Below are 19,932 nucleotides of genomic sequence, written 5' to 3'. Positions count from 1 at the left end.
CCGCCACTCCCCCACGCCGTGAGTTCCCCCCTCTCCCACCAGGAGTCACGCATGCTGTGGAAGGTCCTCGGCCGGGCGGGCGTCGCCCTGGCGGCCGGTGCCGCCGTCGTCGCCACCGCCGTCCCCGCGAACGCCGCGAGCTACTCCGCCTTCGCCTTCTCCCAGAGCGGCAGCCAGCCCACCATCTACGACTTCGTCAACTCGGCCACCAGCACACTCGACATGACCATGTACGAGCTGGAGGACACGACCGCCGTCAACGACCTCATAGCCCTGAAGAACAAGGGCGTCACGGTCCGGGTCGTACTCGACCGGCAGCACAAGACCGCGAACAACTCGGCGTACACGGCCCTGAAGAACGCGGGTGTGGGCGTGGTCTGGTCCCCCTCCGCCTTCGTCTACACCCACCAGAAGACGATCACGGTCGACGGCACCAAGTCCCTGATCCTGACCGGGAACCTCACCGCCCAGTACTACACGACCAGCCGGGACTACGGCGTCTTCGACGACGACACCCGGGACGTCGCTTCCATAGAGAAGGTCTTCGGAGCCGACTACGCCGGTACGTCCGTCACGCCCACCGACGGCGACCACCTCCTGTGGTCCCCGACCGACTCCCGCAACCGTCTGGTGTCCGTCGTCGACGCCGCCACCAGGACCCTCGACGTCGAGGAACTGGAGCTGAGCGACAGCACGGTGGTCAGCGCGATCGTGGCGCGTGCGAAGGCGGGCGTGGCGGTACGGGTGGTCCTGGAGAGCCCGTCGAGCTACGCCGCCCAGGTGTCGTCCATCAAGGCGGCCGGCGGCAAGGTCGTCGGCTACTCCGACCCCAACGGCTTCTACATCCATGCCAAGGCGATGGTCGCCGACTACGGCCTGTCCACCCAGGAGGTGGAGGCGGGCTCCATGAACATCAGCAGCAACTCCCTGAGCAACAACAGGGAGTTGGGGCTCATCCTCACGGGCACGGGCGTGGCCCAGCCGGTGGCCTCCACCGTCGAGACGACGTTCAACAGCGACTACGCAGGCGGCACCCCGGCCTGACAACCCCGCCCCACACCACCCCAGGGGACTCCACCCCCTGGGGCCCCTTCCCGGCAGCCGCACCGCCGCCCGTCTGCTCGCCGCCGCGCCCCGGGTGACGGCCGCCTCCCGGGGCGCCACGCCGGTACCGGGCGCACCGGCGGTCCGCTTCGACTGGTACGACCCCGCCGGCCACGCCGACGCCCTCACCGCAGCGGACCGTGTCTACCTCGTCCCGCCCGTCGGCGAACCGGACCCGGCCCCCGTCATGCTGCCCTTCCTGGAGCAGGCCCGCGCCGCCGGCGTGCGCCGTGCGGTTCTGCCGAGTTCCTCGGACGTCCCGGCAGGGGCCCCGCGGTGGGAGCGGTGCACGAGGCGCTGCCCGGCCTGTTCGACGGGTGGGCCGTGCTCAGGCCCTCCTGGTTCATGCAGAACTTCACCGGCGCCCACGCCCACGCCGTCTCCCTGCGTGAGGACGGCGTCGTCCAGACGGCAACCGGAAGCGGCCGCGTCGGCTTCGTCGACGCCGACGACATCGCCGCGGTGACGGTCGCGGCCCTCACCGGCGAGCCGGCAGCCTGCACCGATCTCGTCCTGACCGGCCCCGAGTCCCTCTCCTACGACGACATCGCCGGCATCTACGCCGAGGTCACCGGCCGGGCCGTGGTCCACCGCAGGCTGACGTACGAGCAGATGCGCGAGCATCTGATCCATGCGGCGGGCATCCCGGCGGAGTTCGCCACGATGCTGGCCGCCATGGACCGCGCCATCGCCGACGGCGCGGAGGACCGCGTGACCGGGACCGTCCACCGGCTCACCGGCCGTCCGCCCCACACATTCCGCGACGTGGCAACCCGCGAACTCACACCCCCCTGAACACCAACCCCACCCCAACCGGATCAGGCAGCCCCCGACCGCCTCCCGGCCGACGGAACCAAAACGCCCACCCGCCCACCTCTCGGCCGGCCGAGTCGGGTGGGTGGGTGGGCAAAAGCATGGCCCAGGCGCCCAGGAGGCAAAGCCCCCCGGCGCCTCAGGTGGTCGACCGGCGCCTACGCGCCCCCGGCCGCCGCTCACTCGGCCGAGTCACCGGATCCCCGGCCTCCAGCGCGGCAGCCCTCCGCTTCAGACCGAAGTCGGCCAACGCCTCCGCCAGCTTGTGCACGGACGGCTCCGGAGCCATGACGTCGACCCGCAGCCCGTGCTCCTCGGCCGTCTTCGCCGTGGCCGGCCCGATGCACGCGATCACCGTCACGTTGTGCGGCTTGCCCGCGATACCCACCAGGTTCCGGACAGTCGAGGACGACGTGAAGAGCACGGCGTCGAAGCCACCGCCCTTGATCGCCTCCCGCGTCTCCGCCGGCGGCGGCGAGGCCCGCACGGTCCGGTAGGCCGTGACGTCGTCGACCTCCCAGCCCAGCTCGATGAGCCCGGCCACCAGCGTCTCGGTGGCGATGTCGGCCCGGGGCAGGAAGACACGGTCGATCGGGTCGAAGACCGGGTCGTACGGCGGCCAGTCCTCCAGCAGACCCGCGGCCGACTGCTCACCGCTCGGCACCAGGTCCGGCTTCACGCCGAAGGCGATCAGCGCCTTGGCCGTCTGCTCGCCCACCGCGGCCACCTTGATGCCCGCGAAGGCCCGGGCGTCGAGCCCGTACTCCTCGAACTTCTCCCGCACGGCCTTGACCGCGTTCACCGAGGTGAAGGCGATCCACTCGTACCGTCCGGTCACGAGCCCCTTGACGGCACGTTCCATCTGCTGGGGCGTGCGCGGCGGCTCGACGGCGATGGTCGGGACCTCGTGCGGCACGGCGCCGTAGGAGCGCAGCTGGTCGGAGAGCGACGCCGCCTGCTCCTTCGTACGCGGCACGAGCACCTTCCAGCCGAACAGCGGCTTGGACTCGAACCACGACAGCTGGTCGCGCTGGGCGGCGGCGGAACGCTCGCCGACCACGGCTATCACCGGCCGGCCGCCATCGGGCGAGGGCAGCACCTTCGCCTGCTTGAGCGTCTGCGCGATGGTCCCGAGGGTCGCCGTCCAGGTCCGCTGACGGGTGGTCGTACCGGCGACCGTGACCGTCAGCGGTGTGTCCGGCTTGCGGCCGGCGGACACCAGTTCGCCGGCGGCCGCCGCCACCGCGTCCAGGGTCGTCGACACGACGACCGTGCCGTCGGAGGCGCCCACCTCCGTCCAGCAGCGGTCGGAGGCCGTACGGGCGTCCACGAACCGGACGTCCGCGCCCTGCGCGTCCCGCAGCGGCACACCCGCGTACGCGGGCACGCCGACCGCGGCCGCCACACCGGGTACGACCTCGAAGGGCACACCGGCGGCGGCGCAGGCGAGCATTTCCTCGGCCGCGTACGTATCAAGTCCTGGATCGCCCGACACCGCACGGACGACCCGCCTGCCGCCCCGCGCAGCCTCCATGACAAGATGAGCGGCATCCCGCAGGGGCGGGACAGCAGCCGGTTTTGACGTGCCGTCAACGACCGCAAGCTGGGGTGTGCCCGTGCCCGGAAGCGGATCCGAGGAGGAGACCGCATCCATCGGCACGACGGAGACACCCGGTCGGGCGTGCGTCCGGATCACGTCGAGCACCTCGTGCTCGGCGACCAGGACGTCCGCGCTCGACAGTGCCTCCACGGCGCGCAGAGTCAGCAGTCCCGGATCCCCGGGTCCGGCACCGAGGAAGGTGACGTGCCCATGTTCCGGACCGGCGGGAAGGGTGGTGGGGCTCAATGTGCTCGCTCCCCCATCAGACCGGCCGCGCCCTGGGCGAGCATCTCGGTGGCGAGGTCGCGACCGAGTGCCATCGCCTGCTCGTGCGTCTGGGGCACGGGACCGGTGGTGGACAGCTGCACCATGCGGGTGCCGTCGGTCGTGCCGACGACGCCGCGCAGGCGCATTTCCTTGACAATCTGCCCGTCGGCCAGAAGGTCGGCCAGCGCGCCCACAGGGGCGCTGCAACCGGCCTCCAGGGCGGCGAGCAGTGACCGCTCGGCGGTGACGGCGGCCCGCGTGAACGGGTCGTCGAGCTCGCCGAGCGCCGCGATCAGGTCCGCGTGGTCCGCGGCACACTCGATCGCCAGGGCCCCCTGGCCGGGGGCGGGCAAAACCGTGTCGACCGACAGGAAGTCGGTGACCTCGTCGCTGCGGCCGATCCGGTTCAGTCCGGCGGCGGCCAGCACGACGGCGTCCAGTTCGCCGTCGCGGACGTATCGGATCCGCGTGTCGACGTTGCCCCGTATCGGGACCGTCTCGATGTCCAGACCGTGGGCGCGGGCGTACGCGTTCAGCTGCGCCATGCGGCGCGGCGAGCCGGTACCGATGCGCGCGACCCCCTTCGGGGAGGACGCAGCCAGGTCCGTGAACTTCAGCGCGTCCCGGGCGACGATCGCGTCCCGCGGGTCCTCGCGCAGCGGTACGGCGGCCAGGACCAGTTCCGCGGGCTGCGCGGTCGGCAGGTCCTTGAGCGAATGAACCGCGAAGTCCACCTCGCCCTTAAGCAGCGCGTCGCGCAGCGCCGTGACGAACACGCCGGTGCCGCCGATCTGCGCGAGGTTCTCGCGGGAGACGTCGCCGTACGTGGTGATCTCGACCAGCTCGACGGGCCGGCCGGTCACCCGGCTCACGGCGTCCGCCACCTGCCCGGACTGGGCCATGGCGAGCTTGCTCCGCCTGGTCCCGAGTCTCAGTGGTGCCTTGTCAGTCATGCCGGTCGGTCCTTCTCGTCTGTGCTGTCCTCGGCCCGGAAGACGGCGGCCACCGTCTCGGGGTCGAGGTCGAACAGGGTGCGCAGCGCGTCTGCGTACCCGGCGCCGCCGGGCTCGGCCGCGAGCTGCTTGACCCGTACGGTCGGCGCGTGCAGCAGCTTGTCGACGACCCGGTGCACGGCCTGGCGGATCTCGCCGCGCTGGCGTTCGTCCAGGTCGGGCAGGCGGCCGTCGAGCCGCGCGATCTCACTGGCGACGACGTCGGCGGCCATGGTGCGCAGCGCGACCACGGTCGGCGTGATGTGCGCCGCCCGCTGTGCCGCGCCGAAGGCCGCGACCTCGTCGGAGACGATACGCCGGACCTGGTCCACATCGGCCGCCATCGGCGCATCGGCGGACGCTTCCGCCAGCGACTCGATGTCGACCAGCCGCACCCCGGGCAGCCGGTGCACGGCCGCGTCGATGTCGCGGGGCATGGCGAGGTCGAGGAGGAACAGGGCCGGGGCCGGGCGCGGGATCACGGCGACCGGCTCGGGCCTGCGGCGCTCGGGGATGCGGCCGACCGTGGCGGCGGTCGCGGCGAGCGCGGCGATCAGCTCGCTGTCGGCCTCGGGGCTGCGCCGCGCGGTCTCACGGCGGTCGGTCCCGTTGTCGACCCAGGCCGCGTGCTGCTCCAGGGTGGCCGCGTCCATGCCGGCCACGGCGGCCTCGCCGAGGACGGAGAAGCCGCTCGCGCCCTGTACGGCGGCCAGGTCCAGCGGGCAGTTCTCCTCGGCGCCGGCCGTGGCGGCCGACTGCGGGGCCCTGCCCTTCACGGCACCCTGTACGGCATCCTGCCCGTCGGCCGGTGCGGCGGTGCGGCCGCTGTCGGTGACGTCCGCGACGGACTGCCCGATGCGGCCCTCGACCGCCTGCGCGACCGCCTCGGCGGTCAGTACCAGGCCGGTGGCCCCGGTACAGGAGACGACGACGTCGGCACGTGTCAGCTCGCCCGGCACGGCATTCATCCGTACCGCGCGGGCGGTCACCGCCGTGTCGGCGCTCTCCGTGAGGCGCTGTCCGTACTGCTCTTCGAGCAGGTGGGCGAGGCGCTCGGCGCGCTCGAAGGTGCGGTTGGCGACGACGACCTCGGTGACACCGGCCCGCGCGAGCGTCGCGGCGGCCAGGGACGACATCGATCCGGCACCGATCACCAGGGCTCTGCGGCCGGCCGCCCATTCCTGGACGTCCCCGCCCGCGGCCAGCTGCTCCAGGCCGAAGGTGACCAGCGACTGGCCGGCCCGGTCGATTCCGGTCTCGGAGTGGGCCCGCTTGCCGACCCGCAGGGACTGCTGGAACAGGTCGTTCAGCAGCTTGCCCGCGGTGTGCAGCTCCTGCGCACGGGCCAGCGAGTCCTTGATCTGCCCGAGGATCTGCCCCTCGCCGACCACCATCGAGTCCAGACCGCAGGCCACCGAGAACTGGTGGTGCACGGCCCGGTCCTCGTAGTGCACGTACAGGTAGGGCGTCAGCTCTTCCAGGCCGACCCCGCTGTGCTGGGCGAGCAGCGTGGACAGCTCGGCGACACCGGCGTGGAACTTGTCCACGTCCGCGTACAGCTCGATGCGGTTGCAGGTGGCGAGCACCGCGGCCTCGGTGGCCGGCTCGGCGGCGACCGTGTCCTGGAGCAGCTTGACCTGGGCGTCCGTGCTCAGCGCGGCCCGCTCCAGCACGCTGACCGGGGCGCTGCGGTGGCTCAGTCCCACGACGAGGAGACTCATGCCGGCATCACGGCGGGTACGTCCCCGTCGGGCCCCTGGTCGGAGGAATCGCCGGCGGCCGCGCCACGGGGAGCGGCCGCGGGCAGCGCGCCGTCGCCCGCGGCGGTCTCCTCGCCGGCCTTGCGCTGCTCGTGGAAGGCGAGGATCTGCAGCTCGATGGAGAGGTCGACCTTGCGCACGTCGACGCCGTCCGGGACGGACAGCACGGTCGGCGCGAAGTTCAGGATGGAGGTCACCCCGGCGGCCACGAGGCGGTCGCAGACCTGCTGGGCGGCCCCGGCGGGGGTGGCGATGACGCCGATGGAGACCCCGTTGTCGTGAATGATCTTCTCAAGGTCGTCGGTGTGCTGGACGGGGATGCCCGCGACCGGCTTTCCGGCCATTGCGGGATCGGCGTCGATCAGCGCGGCCACCCTGAAACCGCGGGAGGCGAAGCCGCCGTAGTTGGCCAGGGCGGCGCCGAGGTTACCGATACCGACGATGACAACCGGCCAGTCCTGGGTCAGGCCGAGTTCACGGGAGATCTGGTAGACGAGATACTCCACGTCGTAGCCGACACCGCGCGTTCCGTAGGAGCCCAGGTACGAGAAGTCCTTGCGCAGCTTGGCGGAGTTGACCCCCGCCGCCGCGGCCAGCTCCTCGGAGGAGACCGTGGGCACCGAGCGCTCCGACAGTGCGGTCAGGGCTCGGAGGTACAGCGGAAGCCGGGCGACGGTGGCCTCGGGAATCCCTCGGCTGCGGGTCGCCGGTCGGTGTGTTCGGCCAGTTGCCACGGTGCTCCTGCGGGTAGAGCGGGGCTGCAGGCGGTCATACGTCCCCAGACCGCCCCGTCGACAGCAGGCTATGTCTTTGTGAACGCGTGCACAAAGATGGTGTCCGATTTGCCCGGCCAACGTGACCGGGGTCACGCGCGTCGTTCTGGGGTCCTTCTGGACCCTTCCCAGGGGCAAAACCGACACACTCCTCGCGAATCCCGCCCCCGAGACCAAACCGCCGTCGATCCTAAGGGACATCCGGCGTGGCGTTGTACTACTCGGTCAGTTCCTTGCGGAGACGGCCCTCGTCCACCCGCCAGAAGGTGTGCTGCCTGCCGTCGACGAGGACGACGGGGATCTGCTCCCAGTACTGGTCGTGCAGCTCCTTGTCCTCGGTGATGTCCTTCTGTTCCCAGGGGACACCGAGTTCGCCGCAGACCTTCTGGATCACGGCCTCCGCGTCGTCGCACAGATGACAGCCGGGCTTGCGGACCAGAGTGACCAGACGCTCCTGGGGGACGGCCTTACGCCGGAAGAGGGGGCTCATGTCGGCCATTCTCGCCCTTGTTTAACGACGCGGTCGCGGAGAGTTCACACCCTTCCAACCTCTCGACTCCGGAACTCCCGAACAGACTGGCTATGCTCACGCCATGGCCGCTCTCGGATGGCTCACTCCCCGTAGACGCTCCGCCACGGCGCGGAGCGTGTTGGCAGGCGAGGCCTCGGCGGAGGCTGCCCGCAAATCCTCGCAGGAAGCGCAGGAGACCCCTGCGGTCGCCGAGCAGGAACCGCAGTTCCCCGTCGTCGGCGACGATCTGGCGGCCGCCTTCTTCGACCTCGACAACACCGTGATGCAGGGCGCCGCGCTGTTCCACTTCGGGCGGGGCCTGTACAAGCGGAAGTTCTTCGAGACCCGCGACCTGGCCAGGTTCGCCTGGCAGCAGGCCTGGTTCCGGCTGGCCGGGGTCGAGGACCCCGAGCACATGCAGGACGCCCGCGACTCGGCCCTGTCCATCGTCAAGGGCCACCGCGTCGCCGAGCTGGAGACGATCGGCGAGGAGATCTACGACGAGTACATGGCCGACCGCATCTGGCCGGGCACCCGGGCACTCGCCCAGGCCCACCTGGACGCGGGCCAGAAGGTGTGGCTGGTCACGGCCGCGCCCGTCGAGATCGCCCAGGTCATCGCCCGCCGCCTCGGCCTGACCGGCGCACTGGGCACGGTGGCGGAGTCGGTCGACGGCATCTACACGGGCAAGCTGGTCGGCGAGCCGCTGCACGGCCCCGCGAAGGCCGAGGCGGTCCGCGCCCTGGCCGCCGCCGAGGGCCTGGACCTCTCGCGCTGCGCCGCCTACAGCGACAGCCACAACGACATCCCGATGCTGTCCCTGGTCGGCCACCCCTACGCGATCAACCCGGACACCAAGCTCCGTAGGCACGCACGCGAGAAGGACTGGCGCCTGCGGGACTACCGGACCGGCCGCAAGGCGGCGAAGGTGGGCATCCCGGCGGCGGCGGGGGTCGGAGCGGTGGCCGGTGGCACGGCAGCCGCGATCGCCCTGAGCCGGCGCCGCCGGTAGTTCCGCGCGATACCAGCAGGCGACCACCGCGAACCTGCGCCCCGCCCCGGCCTGCCCCGGCCGCGGGCGCGCGGCCGGTCGCACGGCTCCCCGCGCCCCTCCGGGCGCCCCCACCCGCCGGTCACAGGGTTCCCGCACCCCTGGCGGGCGCCGCACCGTGCCGCACACCTGCCTCGCGCTGCATGTCATGTGCCTGACGGATGGCATCCAACATCTGTGGTCTGCCGCCGGATTATGCCTGCCCTTTCTCAACACGCCCCCCACTTCGCCGAAACAGACCATTTTCCGATCAACAACCGATCACTCTGTGGAACTTGATAAGACGTCAACCGGTTACAGAAGCGACGCAATCGATGATTTGAGCAACTCGGTGTAGCAGTGCCTGCACGAAGCGTTATTCTCCTCAGACGCAAACCGGTACCCCTCCGTCGCTACGACGGGTGAACGGTCCCGCACTGCACGTGATGGAAGCTCTGCCTCTGGGAGTCCCGTGTACCCACACGTCGGGGTTGACGCCTCGGGCCTGGCTACGCTGCGCGCAACAGTCGCTGCGGTCAAAGAGACGCTGCGCGGCTTCGTCCCCACCGCGTACGCCGTCCCCGCCTTCGCCGCCGCCGCACCCGTTGGCCCGTGCTACGCACTGGCCGAGGGCAGTGCTGCCGTCGGCAGACGCAGCCGCGCGACCGGCGCGGCCACCGCCCGCCGGCCGGCTGCCGACAGTGACAGCGCCCGGATGATGGACCTCGTCGAGCGCGCCCAGTCCGGCGAGGCCGAGGCCTTCGGCCGCCTGTACGACCAGTACAGCGACACCGTGTACCGGTACATCTACTACCGGGTGGGCGGCAAGGCGACGGCCGAGGACCTGACGAGCGAGACCTTTCTGCGGGCGCTCCGCAGGATCGGCACCTTCACCTGGCAGGGCCGCGACTTCGGCGCCTGGCTGGTGACGATCGCCCGGAACCTGGTGGCCGACCACTTCAAGTCCAGCCGCTTCCGGCTGGAGGTCACCACCGGCGAGATGCTCGACGCCAACGAGGTCGAGCGCTCCCCGGAGGACTCCGTCCTGGAGTCCCTCTCCAACGCCGCACTGCTCGACGCCGTACGTCGGCTCAATCCCCAGCAGCAGGAGTGTGTGACGCTCCGTTTCCTGCAGGGCCTGTCCGTCGCGGAGACCGCTCGGGTGATGGGCAAGAACGAGGGTGCCATCAAGACCCTCCAGTACCGCGCCGTGCGCACCCTGGCCCGGCTCCTGCCCGACGACGCACGCTGACCGCCCGCCACCGAGGGCTCTGTTCAACTCACGCTCCGTGAACGCCCGTTGCCTTTCTGACCCGATCATCCTCCGTCCGTAACCCAAGTGCCGCGCCAGTCGTTGTGCGGGATACAGGCTCCCTGTGGTCACGTCCTGGCCGACCCTGATCACTCGATCGTGTGGAGGTGGTCGTGGGCGTGCAACCCTCAGGACCGCCTGGGGAGTCGACCGTCATGACGAGAGGAGGTGCCGCCAGTGATCGCGAATGTATCGGCACACCGGCGGGCGAACGCCTTCGCCCAGGCCCTGGAGGAGCAATCCGACCGGGACACGGCGGCCGAGCAGTCCGCAGCATCGGCGGAGACACCGCCGACCGCCGAGGAACTCACCGAGCAGGGCAGATTGTTGGCCCTCGCCACGGATCTCGGCACGCTGCCCAGGCCCCAGCTCGACCCCGAGGTCAAGGTCGTCCAGCGGGCCCAGCTGGTGGCCGCCATGGAGGCCATGCTCCAGGAGGGCACCGTGGGCGGGGCGGCGGACACGTCGGTGCCCGAGCAGCGTGCAAGAGGCCGGGGTGCACACCGGGCGAGCCCGCTGGGCAAGCTGCGGCCGCGTTCCCGGCTGACCAAAGGGCTCGCCGCGGGCGGGCTCAGCGTCAGCGTGGCAGCCGGGGCCTTCGGCGGGGTGGCCGCCGCGAGCTCCGACGCCCTGCCCGGCGATTCGCTCTACGGGCTCAAGCGCGGCATCGAGGACTTCAGGCTCAACTACCTGAGCGACGGGGACGACCAGCGCGGCCAGACCTATCTCGACCAGGCCTCCACCCGGCTGAGCGAGGCCCGTCGGCTGATGGAGCGCGGCCGCAGCGGCCAACTCGACCACGAGTCCATCGGCGAGATCCGCCGCACCCTGTCGGGCATGCAGCACGACGTGACCGAAGGCCACCGCCTGCTGCACGCGGCCTATGAGCGCGACCCCGGCTCCCTGGGCCCCATCCAGGCCCTCTCCGCCTTCTCCCGGTCCCACCGGGAGGCCTGGAGCGCGCTGAGCAACAAGCTGCCCGTGCAGCTGGGCGACGTCAAACAGAAGGTCTCGTCGGTCTTCGAGGCCATAGACCAGGAGGTCGCCCCGCTGCAGTCCCTGCTCCCGCAGCAGCCCGCCCAGACCGGCAAGGGCAAACGGCAGGACTCCGGCTCGGCATCCACCGGCCCTTCCGGCACCCACCGCGCGGCCACGCCCAGCACCGGCAAGACCCCGTCCGCCGGCAAGCACGCGCGTTCCGGGAGCCCCAGCGGTTCGGCCACCGGCGAGACCGGGAGCGGCCTGATCGGGGGCAACACGGGCGGTCTGCTCGACCCGCCGAAGATCGGCTCCGAGAGCAGCTCTCCGTCCACCAGCAAACCGCCCACGAGCGCGCCGGACGTCACCCTCCCACCGCTCCTGCCGGGCCTGCTGCCCGGCCTGGGCATCAACGGCGAGGACGCGAACTAGGTCCGCACCCGGATACGACAGCGGGGGCACCCCTTTCCGAGCAGGGGTGCCCCCGTCGCCGTTCCACTCGGTCGCCGTTCCCAGCAGCGGACCGGCCTCAGCAACACCGGCAGGAGGAAACGCCTTCTCGGCGCAAGGCGCGCCCCCTCAGAAGAACACCGACCTCCGCTGCACCAGCAGCTTGTACAGCGTGTGCTGGATCTGTTCGCGGACCTGGTCGGTCAGGTTGAACATCAGCATCGGGTCCTCGGCCGCCTCCGGCGGATAGCCGTCCGTCGGGATCGGCTCGCCGAACTGGATCGTCCACTTGGTGGGCAGCGGAATCGCCCCGAGCGGCCCGAGCCACGGAAAGGTCGGCGTCAGCGGGAAGTACGGGAAGCCCAGCACCCGCGCCAGCGTCTTGGAATTGCCGATCATCGGGTAGATCTCCTCGGCCCCGACGATCGAGCAGGGGATGATCGGCACGCCCTGGCGCAGCGCCGTGGAGACGAACCCGCCCCGGCCGAACCGCTGAAGCTTGTAGCGCTCGCCGAACGGCTTGCCGATGCCCTTGAAGCCCTCCGGCATCACCCCGACCAGCTCGCCCTGCCCCAGCAGCCGTTCGGCGTCCTCCGCACAGGCGAGGGTGTGCCCCAGCTTGCGGGCCAGCTCGTTGACCACCGGCAGCACGAAGACCAGGTCGGCCGCGAGCAGCCGCAGATGCCGGTCGGCGGGGTGCTGGTCGTGCACGGCGACCTGCATCATCAGGCCGTCCAGCGGCAGCGTCCCGGAGTGGTTGGCGACGATCAGCGCGCCGCCCTCGGCCGGGATGTTCTCGATGCCCTTCACCTCGACCCGGAAGTACTTCTCGTACACCGGCCGCAGCAGCGACATCAGGACCTGGTCGGTCAGCTCCTCGTCGTAGCCGAAGTCGTCGACCTCGTAGTCCCCGGTCAGCCGGCGGCGCAGGAACGCCAGACCGCCCGCGATGCGCCGTTCGAGGCCACCGCTGCCGGGCGGCTCGGCGAGCGGCTCTTCCTCACGGGTCACAGGGACATCATCCTGCGGAACGGCCCTGGTGGGCAGGGGCTGGACCTCGCCGACCGGCGCGGGCTCCCCGGCCGCGCCGCGCCGGCTCCCCGCGCCGCGGCGCCGCGACGGCCGCTGCACGGCACCCCCGCGGGACCGGTCGTCGTCGAACGGAATGACCTTGGCGTCCGCCATCGTTGCTGCGCTCCTCAGTTGGCGCTGTGCGTCGGGGGGTGCCCGCCGCCCTGGGCGGCAAGCGCGGCGATCCGGTCCACGGCCCCCGCGAGGGCCTCCGGCGGCAGCAGTCCGGGGCCCTCGCTGCGCGCGAAGTCCGCGAACGTCTCCGCCGTCGTGTACTTGGGCTGGAATCCGAGCGTCTCGCGCATCTGGTCCGTGGCCACCACCCGGCCGTGTGTGAGCAGCCGGATCTGCTCCGGGGAGAAGTCGGTCATGCCCAGCGTACGCACCAGGGAACCTGCCCAGGTGACCGCTGGCAGCAGCAGCGGCACGGTGGGCCGCCCGAGCCTTCGCGAGCACTGCGAGAGCAGCAGGACACCGTCCCCGGCGATGTTGAAGGTGCCGCTGTTGAGGGTGCCCCGGCGCGGCTCGTGGGAGGCCAGCCGCAGCACCTCGATGACGTCGTCCTCGTGCACGAACTGCAGCCGGGGGTCGTAGCCGAACACGGTCGGCAGGACGGGGAGCGCGAAGTACGAGGCGAGCGGGGTGTCCGCGGCCGGCCCGAGGATGTTGGCGAACCGCAGCACGCACACGGCGACGTCCGGCCGCCGCCGGGCGAACCCGCGCACATACCCCTCGACCTCGACCGCGTCCTTCGCGAAGCCGCCGCTGGGCAGCGATTTGGGCGGGGTCGTCTCGGTGAACATGGCGGGATCCCGCGGCGCGGACCCGTAGACGTTGGTACTGGACTTGACCACCAGCCGCTGCACGGTCGGCGACTTCTGGCAGGCGCCGAGCAGTTGCATGGTGCCGATGACGTTGGTCTCCTTGACCATCGCCCGGCTGCCGCCGCGCAGCGCGGTGGCGGTGACATCCAGATGGACGACCGTGTCGGCGCCCGTCTCGGCGAGCACCCGGGCGATCGTGGGCTGTCTTATGTCGGCCTGGATGAAGTCGGCCCCGCCCAAATGGTGCGCCGGAGGCAACGCGTCCACGGCGATCACCCGGTCGACGTCCGGGTCACGCTGGATCCGCCGCACGAACCGGCCGCCCAGCTGCCGGGCCACTCCGGTGACGAGTACGACCTTCCCCAAGATCAGCGCCTTCCTTCCCGATCTCGTGCGAAACCTGGTCCCAGCCCGCATTCCCCGTGTGCGGCCAACTTAGCGGGTTGATGTTGCGCTGTGATGACCGCCCGATGCGCGAGGTGACCGAAATTCCCCAGTCGGAATATGCCGACGGTCTGCGGAATGCGGGGGCGGACATGCCTGTGGCCCCCCACCCACATGGGATGGGGGGCCACAGACGCGCTCTCGCGGCGCCGCTTACTTCTTGTTGCGGCGCTGAACGCGCGTGCGCTTGAGCAGCTTGCGGTGCTTCTTCTTGGCCATCCGCTTGCGCCGCTTCTTGATAACAGAGCCCACGACTACCCTCGCTCACTTCTCATCACTCGGTTGTTTGGGCGCCATGGGCCCACACGACCTACGAGGGGCTAGCCTACCCGCTTGAGCGTGGAGCTTGTAATCGAGGGGTGTTCCGGGGTTCCCGGAAGCGTCGTCAGGCCGTCTCCACCCCCACATAACTGTCGCGAAGGTACTCGTGGACCGCTTGCTCGGGGACGCGGAAGGACCGCCCCACCCGGATCGCGGGCAGATGACCGCTGTGCACCAACCGGTACACGGTCATCTTCGACACTCGCATCACCGCAGCGACCTCCGCCACGGTCAGGAACACAACCTCGTTCAGAGGCCTCTCGCCAGCAGCCATGACACACCTGAACCTTCCGCACTCGACGGGCCACCGGCTTCCCCTTCCGGTGACTCTTCGTCGTTGCGTGCTCACTCCCCAATGTAGGGGCGGGTGATGCGAGTGGGGAAGAGGTGCACCCATCGGCGGCCTACTGTGACAGACACGCTCGATTGAGTACGTAGCGGGTCAACGGCAGGTAGTAAGCAGACCGCACGCCATCATCAACCGGAACGGCGACGGACACGACCCCCTCGGCCTCCCCCACGAACAGGGCGGGATCATCCGTATCTGCCAGACCGATCGCCTCGAACCCCAGCTGACCTGCACCGCAGACCCAGCCGTGGTCACCGATCACCAACTCGGGCAAGGGCCCGCCGGCCTCGGCCGCAGCCGCCAGGGCGACCCGAACCGGCAGCGGTGAATGGCTGTGCAGCCCCGGCTCACAACCGGGGCGCTCGACCTCCGGTTCCCGCACCAAGGCAACCCCTCGTACGTAGTCGAGGTGGCACGTGCGTAGACCGAACCGGGTCAATATGTCGATACGGCGACCCTGCGCCGGGGTGAGCACCTCACACCCCACCGACGACAACGCGTCCGCCAAGCCACCGTAGAACCCGAGCAGCCGATGCGGATGCCCGGTGCCGAGCAGTACGGGCGCCCCCCGCCGGGCCGCACTCCGGATCCGTTCCGCGAACGCGTCCAGCGCGGCCAGCGTCCGCTCCGGGTCGATCACATCCGGTCCCGAAGTGTGCCGCGGGTCGGCCGAAACCCCACACCTCTCCGCCATCAACTCAAGCAATTCCCGCTGCCCCCAGCTCCACTCAGGATCAATCCCGATCAACACCCGAGGATCCCGAGCCGCGAACAGCCGATAGCTCCGAAGACTGTCCTCCCGAGAGGTGGCCACCTCCCCGGCAAGCCGAGCGGCCAGCAGATGCACACGCAGGGCATCAGCGGTCAACACGGATGCGATGGTGACTCATGGGAAAGCACTCTCGCGCACAGAACAGCGAAAGACCGCACGGTTGGCGTAACCCCCCAGCTCCCCAACCCCCACCCACCCCACCAACACCACCCGAAACCCGTTCTCCACCAACGAAGCCGCCCCTGCCCGCCTCCGCAACCGACCGAGCCGCCCCTATGCGCGTTCGCAGCCGACCGAGCCGGGCCGCGGGACACTTCAGGACCGACCGAGCCGGGCCGCGGGACGCCTCCCAACCGACCGAGCCGGTCCCGGGACGCCCTCCCAGCCGACCGAGACCGCCCCAGGCGCCTTCCGATCCAACGGAGACCGCCCCGGACACCCTCTCAACCGACCGAGTCGGGCCGGGCGCCTTCTCAACCGGCCGAGTCGGGTGGGTGGGTGGGCAGAAACGGGGGTCCAGGGGGCGGAGCCCCCTGGTGGCTCAGGCCAGCAACCCCCGCAGAGGAAACACGGCCCGCCGAGTAGCCAGCACAGCCTGATCAACCCGATCAGCAGGGTCGTACCCCGAGTCCCAGGACGCAAAGGACACCGGCCACCGCCCATCGGTCATCCGCTGCGGCCCCAGCTGCCGAGTCCGAGCGAACACCTCCTGCCGCCACCCCTCGGGAATCACCGTCCCCGGAGCAATCTCCCGCCCCGCGGCGATCCCCACCAGATGCGTCCACGACCGCGGCACCACATCCACCACCGCATAACCGCCGCCCCCCAGGGCGACCCACTTCCCGTCTGCGTACGCGTGCGCCAGCTCGTGACAGGCCACCTGCACGGCCCGCTGCGCATCCAGCGACACCGCGAGATGCGCCAGCGGATCCTCGAAGTGCGTGTCCGCCCCGTGCTGCGAGACCAGCACCTGCGGCCGGAAGTCGGCGAGCAGCTCCGGCACCACCGCGTGAAACGCCCGCAGCCACCCCGCGTCCCCGGTCCCCGCCGGCAGCGCCACGTTCACGGCCGCCCCCTCGCCCGCCCCGGCTCCGGTCTCCTGGGGCCACCCGGTCTGCGGGAACAACGTACGAGGGTGCTCGTGCAGCGAGATCGTCAGAACCCGCGGATCCTCCCAGAACGCGGCCTGCACCCCGTCTCCGTGATGCACGTCGACGTCCACGTAGGCGACCCGCTCGGCCCCCAGCTCCAGCAGCCGCGCGATGGCCAGGGACGCGTCGTTGTAGACACAGAACCCCGATGCACCTCCGGGCATCGCATGGTGCAGACCGCCCGCGAAGTTCACGGCGTGGTCGACGTCCCCCCGCCACACCGCCTCCGCCGCCGCCACCGACTGCCCCGCGATCAGCGCGGACACCTCGTGCATCCCGGCGAACGCGGGATCGTCCACCGTACCGAGCCCGTACGATCCGTCGGCCGACCGCGGATCCGCCGAGGCCGCCTTCACGGCGTCGATGTAGTCCTCCCGGTGGACCAGCCGCAGCGTCGACTCCCCGGCCGGCTTCGCCGCGACGACCGCCAGCTCCCGGTCGAGCCCGAAGGCACCCACCAGCCTCCGGGTCAGCTCCAGCCGGACCGGGTCCATCGGATGGTCCGGCCCGAAGTCATAGCCCGTTACTGCCTCGTCCCACATCAGCTGTGCGCGGCCGCTCATGCCCGCCACCGTATCGGTCCGGTTGAGCCGCGAACGACCTGGCGTACACCAGGGTCACCAGCACCAACACCATCGGTACGAGCATGGCGCCCCGGTAGCTCCAGGCGTCCCCGAGCGCTCCGACCAACGGCGAACCGACCAGGAAGCCGACGTAGTTGAAGATGTTGAGGCGTGCGACGGCCGCGTCCGAAGCCCCCGGGAACAGGCGCCCGGCCGCCGCGAACGTCTGCGGCACCAGCACGCACAGCCCGAGCCCCAGCAGGGTGAACCCGAGCATCCCGACCCACGCGTGCGGCGCCACGGACACCACCGCGAACCCGCCGGCCGCCACCAGCGCCCCGAGCCGTACGACCGCCGCCGCCCCGAACCGCCGTACCCCGAGGTCCCCGATGGCCCGCCCCACCAGCGTGGTCACCATGTACACGTTGTACGGCACGGTCGCCAGCTGCTCGGAACTGCCCAGCACGTCCTTCAGATACTTCGCGCTCCAGTTGGAGACGGTCGAGTCCCCGATGTAGGCGAAGGTCATCACCAGGCAGAGCGGCAGCAGCAGCCGGAAGACGACGGCCCCGCCCGCCCCCGCCTCCTCGGCCACCGGCGCCGGGTCCCCGTCGACGTACCACCGGCTCCCCACCAGCGTCGCGGGCAGCAGCACGGCCACCACCGGCAGATACGACACCCACAGCGCCAGCTGCCAGTGCGCGCCGACCCACGCCAGCGAGGCCCCCACGATCCCGCCCAGGCTGTAGGCGGCATGGAAGCTCAGCATGATGCTGCGCCCGTACGTCCGCTGCAGGCTCACCCCGAGCATGTTCATCGAGGCGTCCAGCGCACCGACCGCCAGCCCGAACACGCCGAGGGCCAGGGCCAGCTCGGCCAGCTGCCCGCCCGCCCCCACGCCAAGGAGCGCCAGCAGCACCACCGGCTGGGACCAGCGCAGCAGCCTGCTGGGCCGTACCCGCTTGACCAGCTGCTCGGTCGTCACGCTGCCGACCCCGGCGAGGATCGGCACGGCGGCCAGGAAGACCGGCAACAGCGCGTCCGAGATGCCGTACCGGTCCTGGATGGCCGGGATGCGCGTCACCAGCAGCGCGAAGGCGGCGCCCTGGGCGAAGAAGCCGAACGCCAACGAGGCCCTACCGCGCCGCAGCACATCAGTCATGGCGGCGAGCGTAGGGCCCCGGCTTACCTGTGGGTAGATCCAGCCAAAGATGAATTTTCTTCAGCTTTGCCGACCGGCGGCTCAGGCGGCGACGGCGACGGCGGACGTCCGGGCCTTGTCGGTCTTTCCGGCCTCGACCTCGGCCGCCAGCATCTTCTCCATCGGCGCGACGGCCAGGCCGCCGCCGACGACGACGGCGATCGCCATCGCGCCGAGCATGATCACCGTACCGAGCCACACCATGGTGTCGACGGGGATGGTGTACGCACCCACGACCCGCGCGACGCACTCGGCGAGCAGGGCCAGACCCCAGACGACGGAGAAGGCCCGCTCCTTGCGCAGGAAGGCCGCGGACGAGGCCGCCGAGCCGGACATCAGCCGCTTGCAGGCCGCCTCCTTGTCGGCGTCCCCCTTCAACAGGAAGGGCTTCATGCCGGCAGTCATCATCGGCTTCCCGAGCACGACGGAGACCAGGATCCCGATCGCGACCGTGCTGCTGACACCACTGTCCTTGGCGAGCATCAGCCGCGGGTCCCCGGAGACGAAGCTCAGCAGCAGCGAGACGACGTTGACGATCAGGATGAGGGCGGCCAGGCCATTGGTCCTGCGCTCCCTGACCAGACCCCACACGGTCCGCAGCGCCGGCACCACGCTGCTCCAGGCGAGCGCCGCGAAGGTGCTCATCCCGAAGCCGTCCTTGAAGAGGTAGTACGACCCGAGCGGCACCGCCACATCCAGGATCAGCGGCTTGAAGTTGTCCAGCACGCTGGGGTTCTGCTGCTCGCTGCTGCGGCCCTGGGCCCCCGTGTTCTTCGTCATGCCCTCAGCTTCGCGGACAGCGGGGTCCGCCAGTAGAAACGATCGTCCGGAGGACCGCATGACAAATGTCAGCCCCGTACCGATGGCCCGGGTCATACCCCCGGTCGTACCAGCAGGTCAGCCAACTCCCCCATGCTGGAGAAGAGTTGCGCCGCCCCCGCCAGCCGTTCCGCCGGCGTCATCGCGGTGAACCCGTACACGTCCATCCCGGCCGCCACGGCCGCCTGCACGCCGAGCGGAGAGTCCTCCACGACCAGGCACCGCTCGGGCGCCACCCTCATCCGCTCGGCGGCGTACAGGAAGAGGTCGGGCGCCGGCTTTCCCCGCCCCACATCCTGCGAGCTGAAGACCCGCTCCGCCGCGAACCACCGGTCCAGCCCGGTCGCCCGGTGTCCGACCCGGATCCGGTCGTGGCTCCCGGAGGAGGCCACGCAGTACGCCACTTCGTCCGCGACGAGCTTCTCCAGCACACTGTCGACGCCGGCGACGGGCTTCAGCTCCCGCTCGAACGCGGCGAAGACCCGCGCATGGAAGACGTCGTCGAAGTCGGCGGGGAGCCGCTGCCCGGTCCGCTCCAGGACGAGCTCGTGGATCCGGTGCATCGCCGACCCCATGTAGTCCCGGATCGACTCCTCGTACGACGTAGGATGCCCCAACTCGGTGAGCTGGGCAGCCAGAATCCGGTTGGAGATCGGCTCGCTGTCCACGAGCACACCGTCGTTGTCGAAGATGATCAGGTCGTATCCCATGGCTCCGACCCTAAAGGACCCCGGAACGCAGAAAACCCCCGCATCCAACGATGCGGGGGTTTTCCCAAAATTTGTTCGGCGGCGTCCTACTCTCCCACAGGGTCCCCCCTGCAGTAC

At 70.6% G+C, this 19,932-nt stretch carries 18 protein-coding genes and 1 pseudogene; 5 read left to right on the top strand and 14 right to left on the bottom strand.

Going from position 1 to position 19,932, the window contains the following annotated elements; translation table 11 throughout:
* Positions 1–51 precede the first annotated feature (51 nt).
* Positions 52–1,044 carry a phospholipase D-like domain-containing protein gene (locus tag ACFZCP_RS26500; protein ID WP_391430925.1) on the top strand — a complete coding sequence of 331 codons (993 nt, stop codon included), beginning with the start codon at positions 52–54 and terminating at the stop codon, positions 1,042–1,044.
* A 37-nt stretch (positions 1,045–1,081) separates the two neighbouring features.
* A pseudogene (locus ACFZCP_RS26495) lies at positions 1,082–1,899 on the top strand (ergot alkaloid biosynthesis protein).
* Between the two features lie 157 nt (positions 1,900–2,056).
* On the opposite strand, the gene ACFZCP_RS26490 reads toward ACFZCP_RS26495, so the two are convergent.
* From ACFZCP_RS26490 to ACFZCP_RS26470, 5 genes are all read right to left on the bottom strand, one after another.
* Complete coding sequence (locus ACFZCP_RS26490) at positions 2,057–3,763, bottom strand: bifunctional uroporphyrinogen-III C-methyltransferase/uroporphyrinogen-III synthase (protein WP_362689345.1); 1,707 nt, start codon at positions 3,761–3,763, stop codon at positions 2,057–2,059.
* Positions 3,760–4,737, bottom strand: coding sequence for a hydroxymethylbilane synthase (hemC, locus tag ACFZCP_RS26485; protein WP_362689342.1), 978 nt, complete (start codon positions 4,735–4,737; stop codon positions 3,760–3,762). Before hemC ends, ACFZCP_RS26490 begins: the two co-directional genes overlap by 4 nt.
* Positions 4,734–6,497 (bottom strand): glutamyl-tRNA reductase, encoded by a 1,764-nt coding sequence (locus tag ACFZCP_RS26480; RefSeq protein WP_391430920.1) that lies wholly within the window; start codon positions 6,495–6,497, stop codon positions 4,734–4,736. Before ACFZCP_RS26480 ends, hemC begins: the two co-directional genes overlap by 4 nt.
* Positions 6,494–7,270, bottom strand: coding sequence for a redox-sensing transcriptional repressor Rex (locus tag ACFZCP_RS26475; protein ID WP_362689336.1), 777 nt, complete (start codon positions 7,268–7,270; stop codon positions 6,494–6,496). The genes ACFZCP_RS26480 and ACFZCP_RS26475 overlap by 4 nt, the downstream gene beginning before the upstream one ends.
* 256 nt (positions 7,271–7,526) lie before the next feature.
* Positions 7,527–7,808 carry a glutaredoxin family protein gene (locus tag ACFZCP_RS26470; protein WP_391430916.1) on the bottom strand — a complete coding sequence of 94 codons (282 nt, stop codon included), beginning with the start codon at positions 7,806–7,808 and terminating at the stop codon, positions 7,527–7,529.
* Positions 7,809–7,902: 94 nt separating this feature from the next.
* Here ACFZCP_RS26470 and ACFZCP_RS26465 point away from each other — a divergent pair, with 94 nt between their 5' ends.
* The 3 genes from ACFZCP_RS26465 to ACFZCP_RS26455 all read left to right on the top strand — a co-directional run bounded on the left by ACFZCP_RS26465 (position 7,903) and on the right by ACFZCP_RS26455 (position 11,572).
* Positions 7,903–8,832 carry an HAD-IB family hydrolase gene (locus ACFZCP_RS26465; protein WP_391430913.1) on the top strand — a complete coding sequence of 310 codons (930 nt, stop codon included), beginning with the start codon at positions 7,903–7,905 and terminating at the stop codon, positions 8,830–8,832.
* 490 nt (positions 8,833–9,322) lie between these two features.
* Positions 9,323–10,102: an ECF subfamily RNA polymerase sigma factor, BldN family gene (locus ACFZCP_RS26460; protein WP_391430910.1), complete on the top strand. Its 780-nt coding sequence runs from the start codon at positions 9,323–9,325 to the stop codon at positions 10,100–10,102.
* A gap of 237 nt (positions 10,103–10,339) precedes the next feature.
* Complete coding sequence (locus tag ACFZCP_RS26455; protein WP_391430906.1) at positions 10,340–11,572, top strand: DUF5667 domain-containing protein; 1,233 nt, start codon at positions 10,340–10,342, stop codon at positions 11,570–11,572.
* A gap of 147 nt (positions 11,573–11,719) precedes the next feature.
* Here ACFZCP_RS26455 and ACFZCP_RS26450 read toward each other — a convergent pair whose 3' ends face one another.
* The 9 genes from ACFZCP_RS26450 to ACFZCP_RS26410 form a co-directional block, all read right to left on the bottom strand.
* Entirely contained in the window at positions 11,720–12,775 is a 1,056-nt protein-coding gene (locus ACFZCP_RS26450) for a 1-acyl-sn-glycerol-3-phosphate acyltransferase (RefSeq protein WP_391430903.1), read from the bottom strand.
* A gap of 14 nt (positions 12,776–12,789) precedes the next feature.
* Positions 12,790–13,851 (bottom strand): NAD-dependent epimerase/dehydratase family protein, encoded by a 1,062-nt coding sequence (locus ACFZCP_RS26445; protein WP_391430900.1) that lies wholly within the window; start codon positions 13,849–13,851, stop codon positions 12,790–12,792.
* 231 nt (positions 13,852–14,082) lie between these two features.
* Positions 14,083–14,181 carry a 30S ribosomal protein bS22 gene (locus ACFZCP_RS26440; RefSeq protein ID WP_003948845.1) on the bottom strand — a complete coding sequence of 33 codons (99 nt, stop codon included), beginning with the start codon at positions 14,179–14,181 and terminating at the stop codon, positions 14,083–14,085.
* A 133-nt stretch (positions 14,182–14,314) separates the two neighbouring features.
* The gene (locus tag ACFZCP_RS26435) at positions 14,315–14,524 is read right to left on the bottom strand and encodes a helix-turn-helix domain-containing protein (protein ID WP_177235464.1); all 210 of its coding nucleotides are present in this window, start codon (positions 14,522–14,524) and stop codon (positions 14,315–14,317) included.
* 130 nt (positions 14,525–14,654) lie between these two features.
* On the bottom strand, positions 14,655–15,470 hold the full coding sequence (locus ACFZCP_RS26430; protein ID WP_391430895.1) for a phosphatase: 816 nt from the start codon (positions 15,468–15,470) through the stop codon (positions 14,655–14,657).
* A 442-nt stretch (positions 15,471–15,912) separates the two neighbouring features.
* Positions 15,913–17,085, bottom strand: a complete 1,173-nt coding sequence (locus ACFZCP_RS26425; RefSeq protein WP_391430892.1) for an acetoin utilization protein AcuC — start codon at positions 17,083–17,085, stop codon at positions 15,913–15,915.
* Positions 17,036–18,247, bottom strand: a complete 1,212-nt coding sequence (locus ACFZCP_RS26420; protein WP_391430889.1) for an MFS transporter — start codon at positions 18,245–18,247, stop codon at positions 17,036–17,038. Before ACFZCP_RS26420 ends, ACFZCP_RS26425 begins: the two co-directional genes overlap by 50 nt.
* 81 nt (positions 18,248–18,328) lie before the next feature.
* Entirely contained in the window at positions 18,329–19,066 is a 738-nt protein-coding gene (locus tag ACFZCP_RS26415) for a VC0807 family protein (RefSeq protein ID WP_391430886.1), read from the bottom strand.
* Between the two features lie 92 nt (positions 19,067–19,158).
* Positions 19,159–19,815: an HAD-IA family hydrolase gene (locus ACFZCP_RS26410; protein WP_391430882.1), complete on the bottom strand. Its 657-nt coding sequence runs from the start codon at positions 19,813–19,815 to the stop codon at positions 19,159–19,161.
* Positions 19,816–19,932 lie beyond the last annotated feature (117 nt).

Source organism: Streptomyces sp. NPDC007971 (assembly GCF_042958635.1).
Taxonomy (GTDB): domain Bacteria; phylum Actinomycetota; class Actinomycetes; order Streptomycetales; family Streptomycetaceae; genus Streptomyces.
Note: the sequence above shows the minus strand (reverse complement) of the source record. Positions and strands in the feature narration are given on the sequence as shown.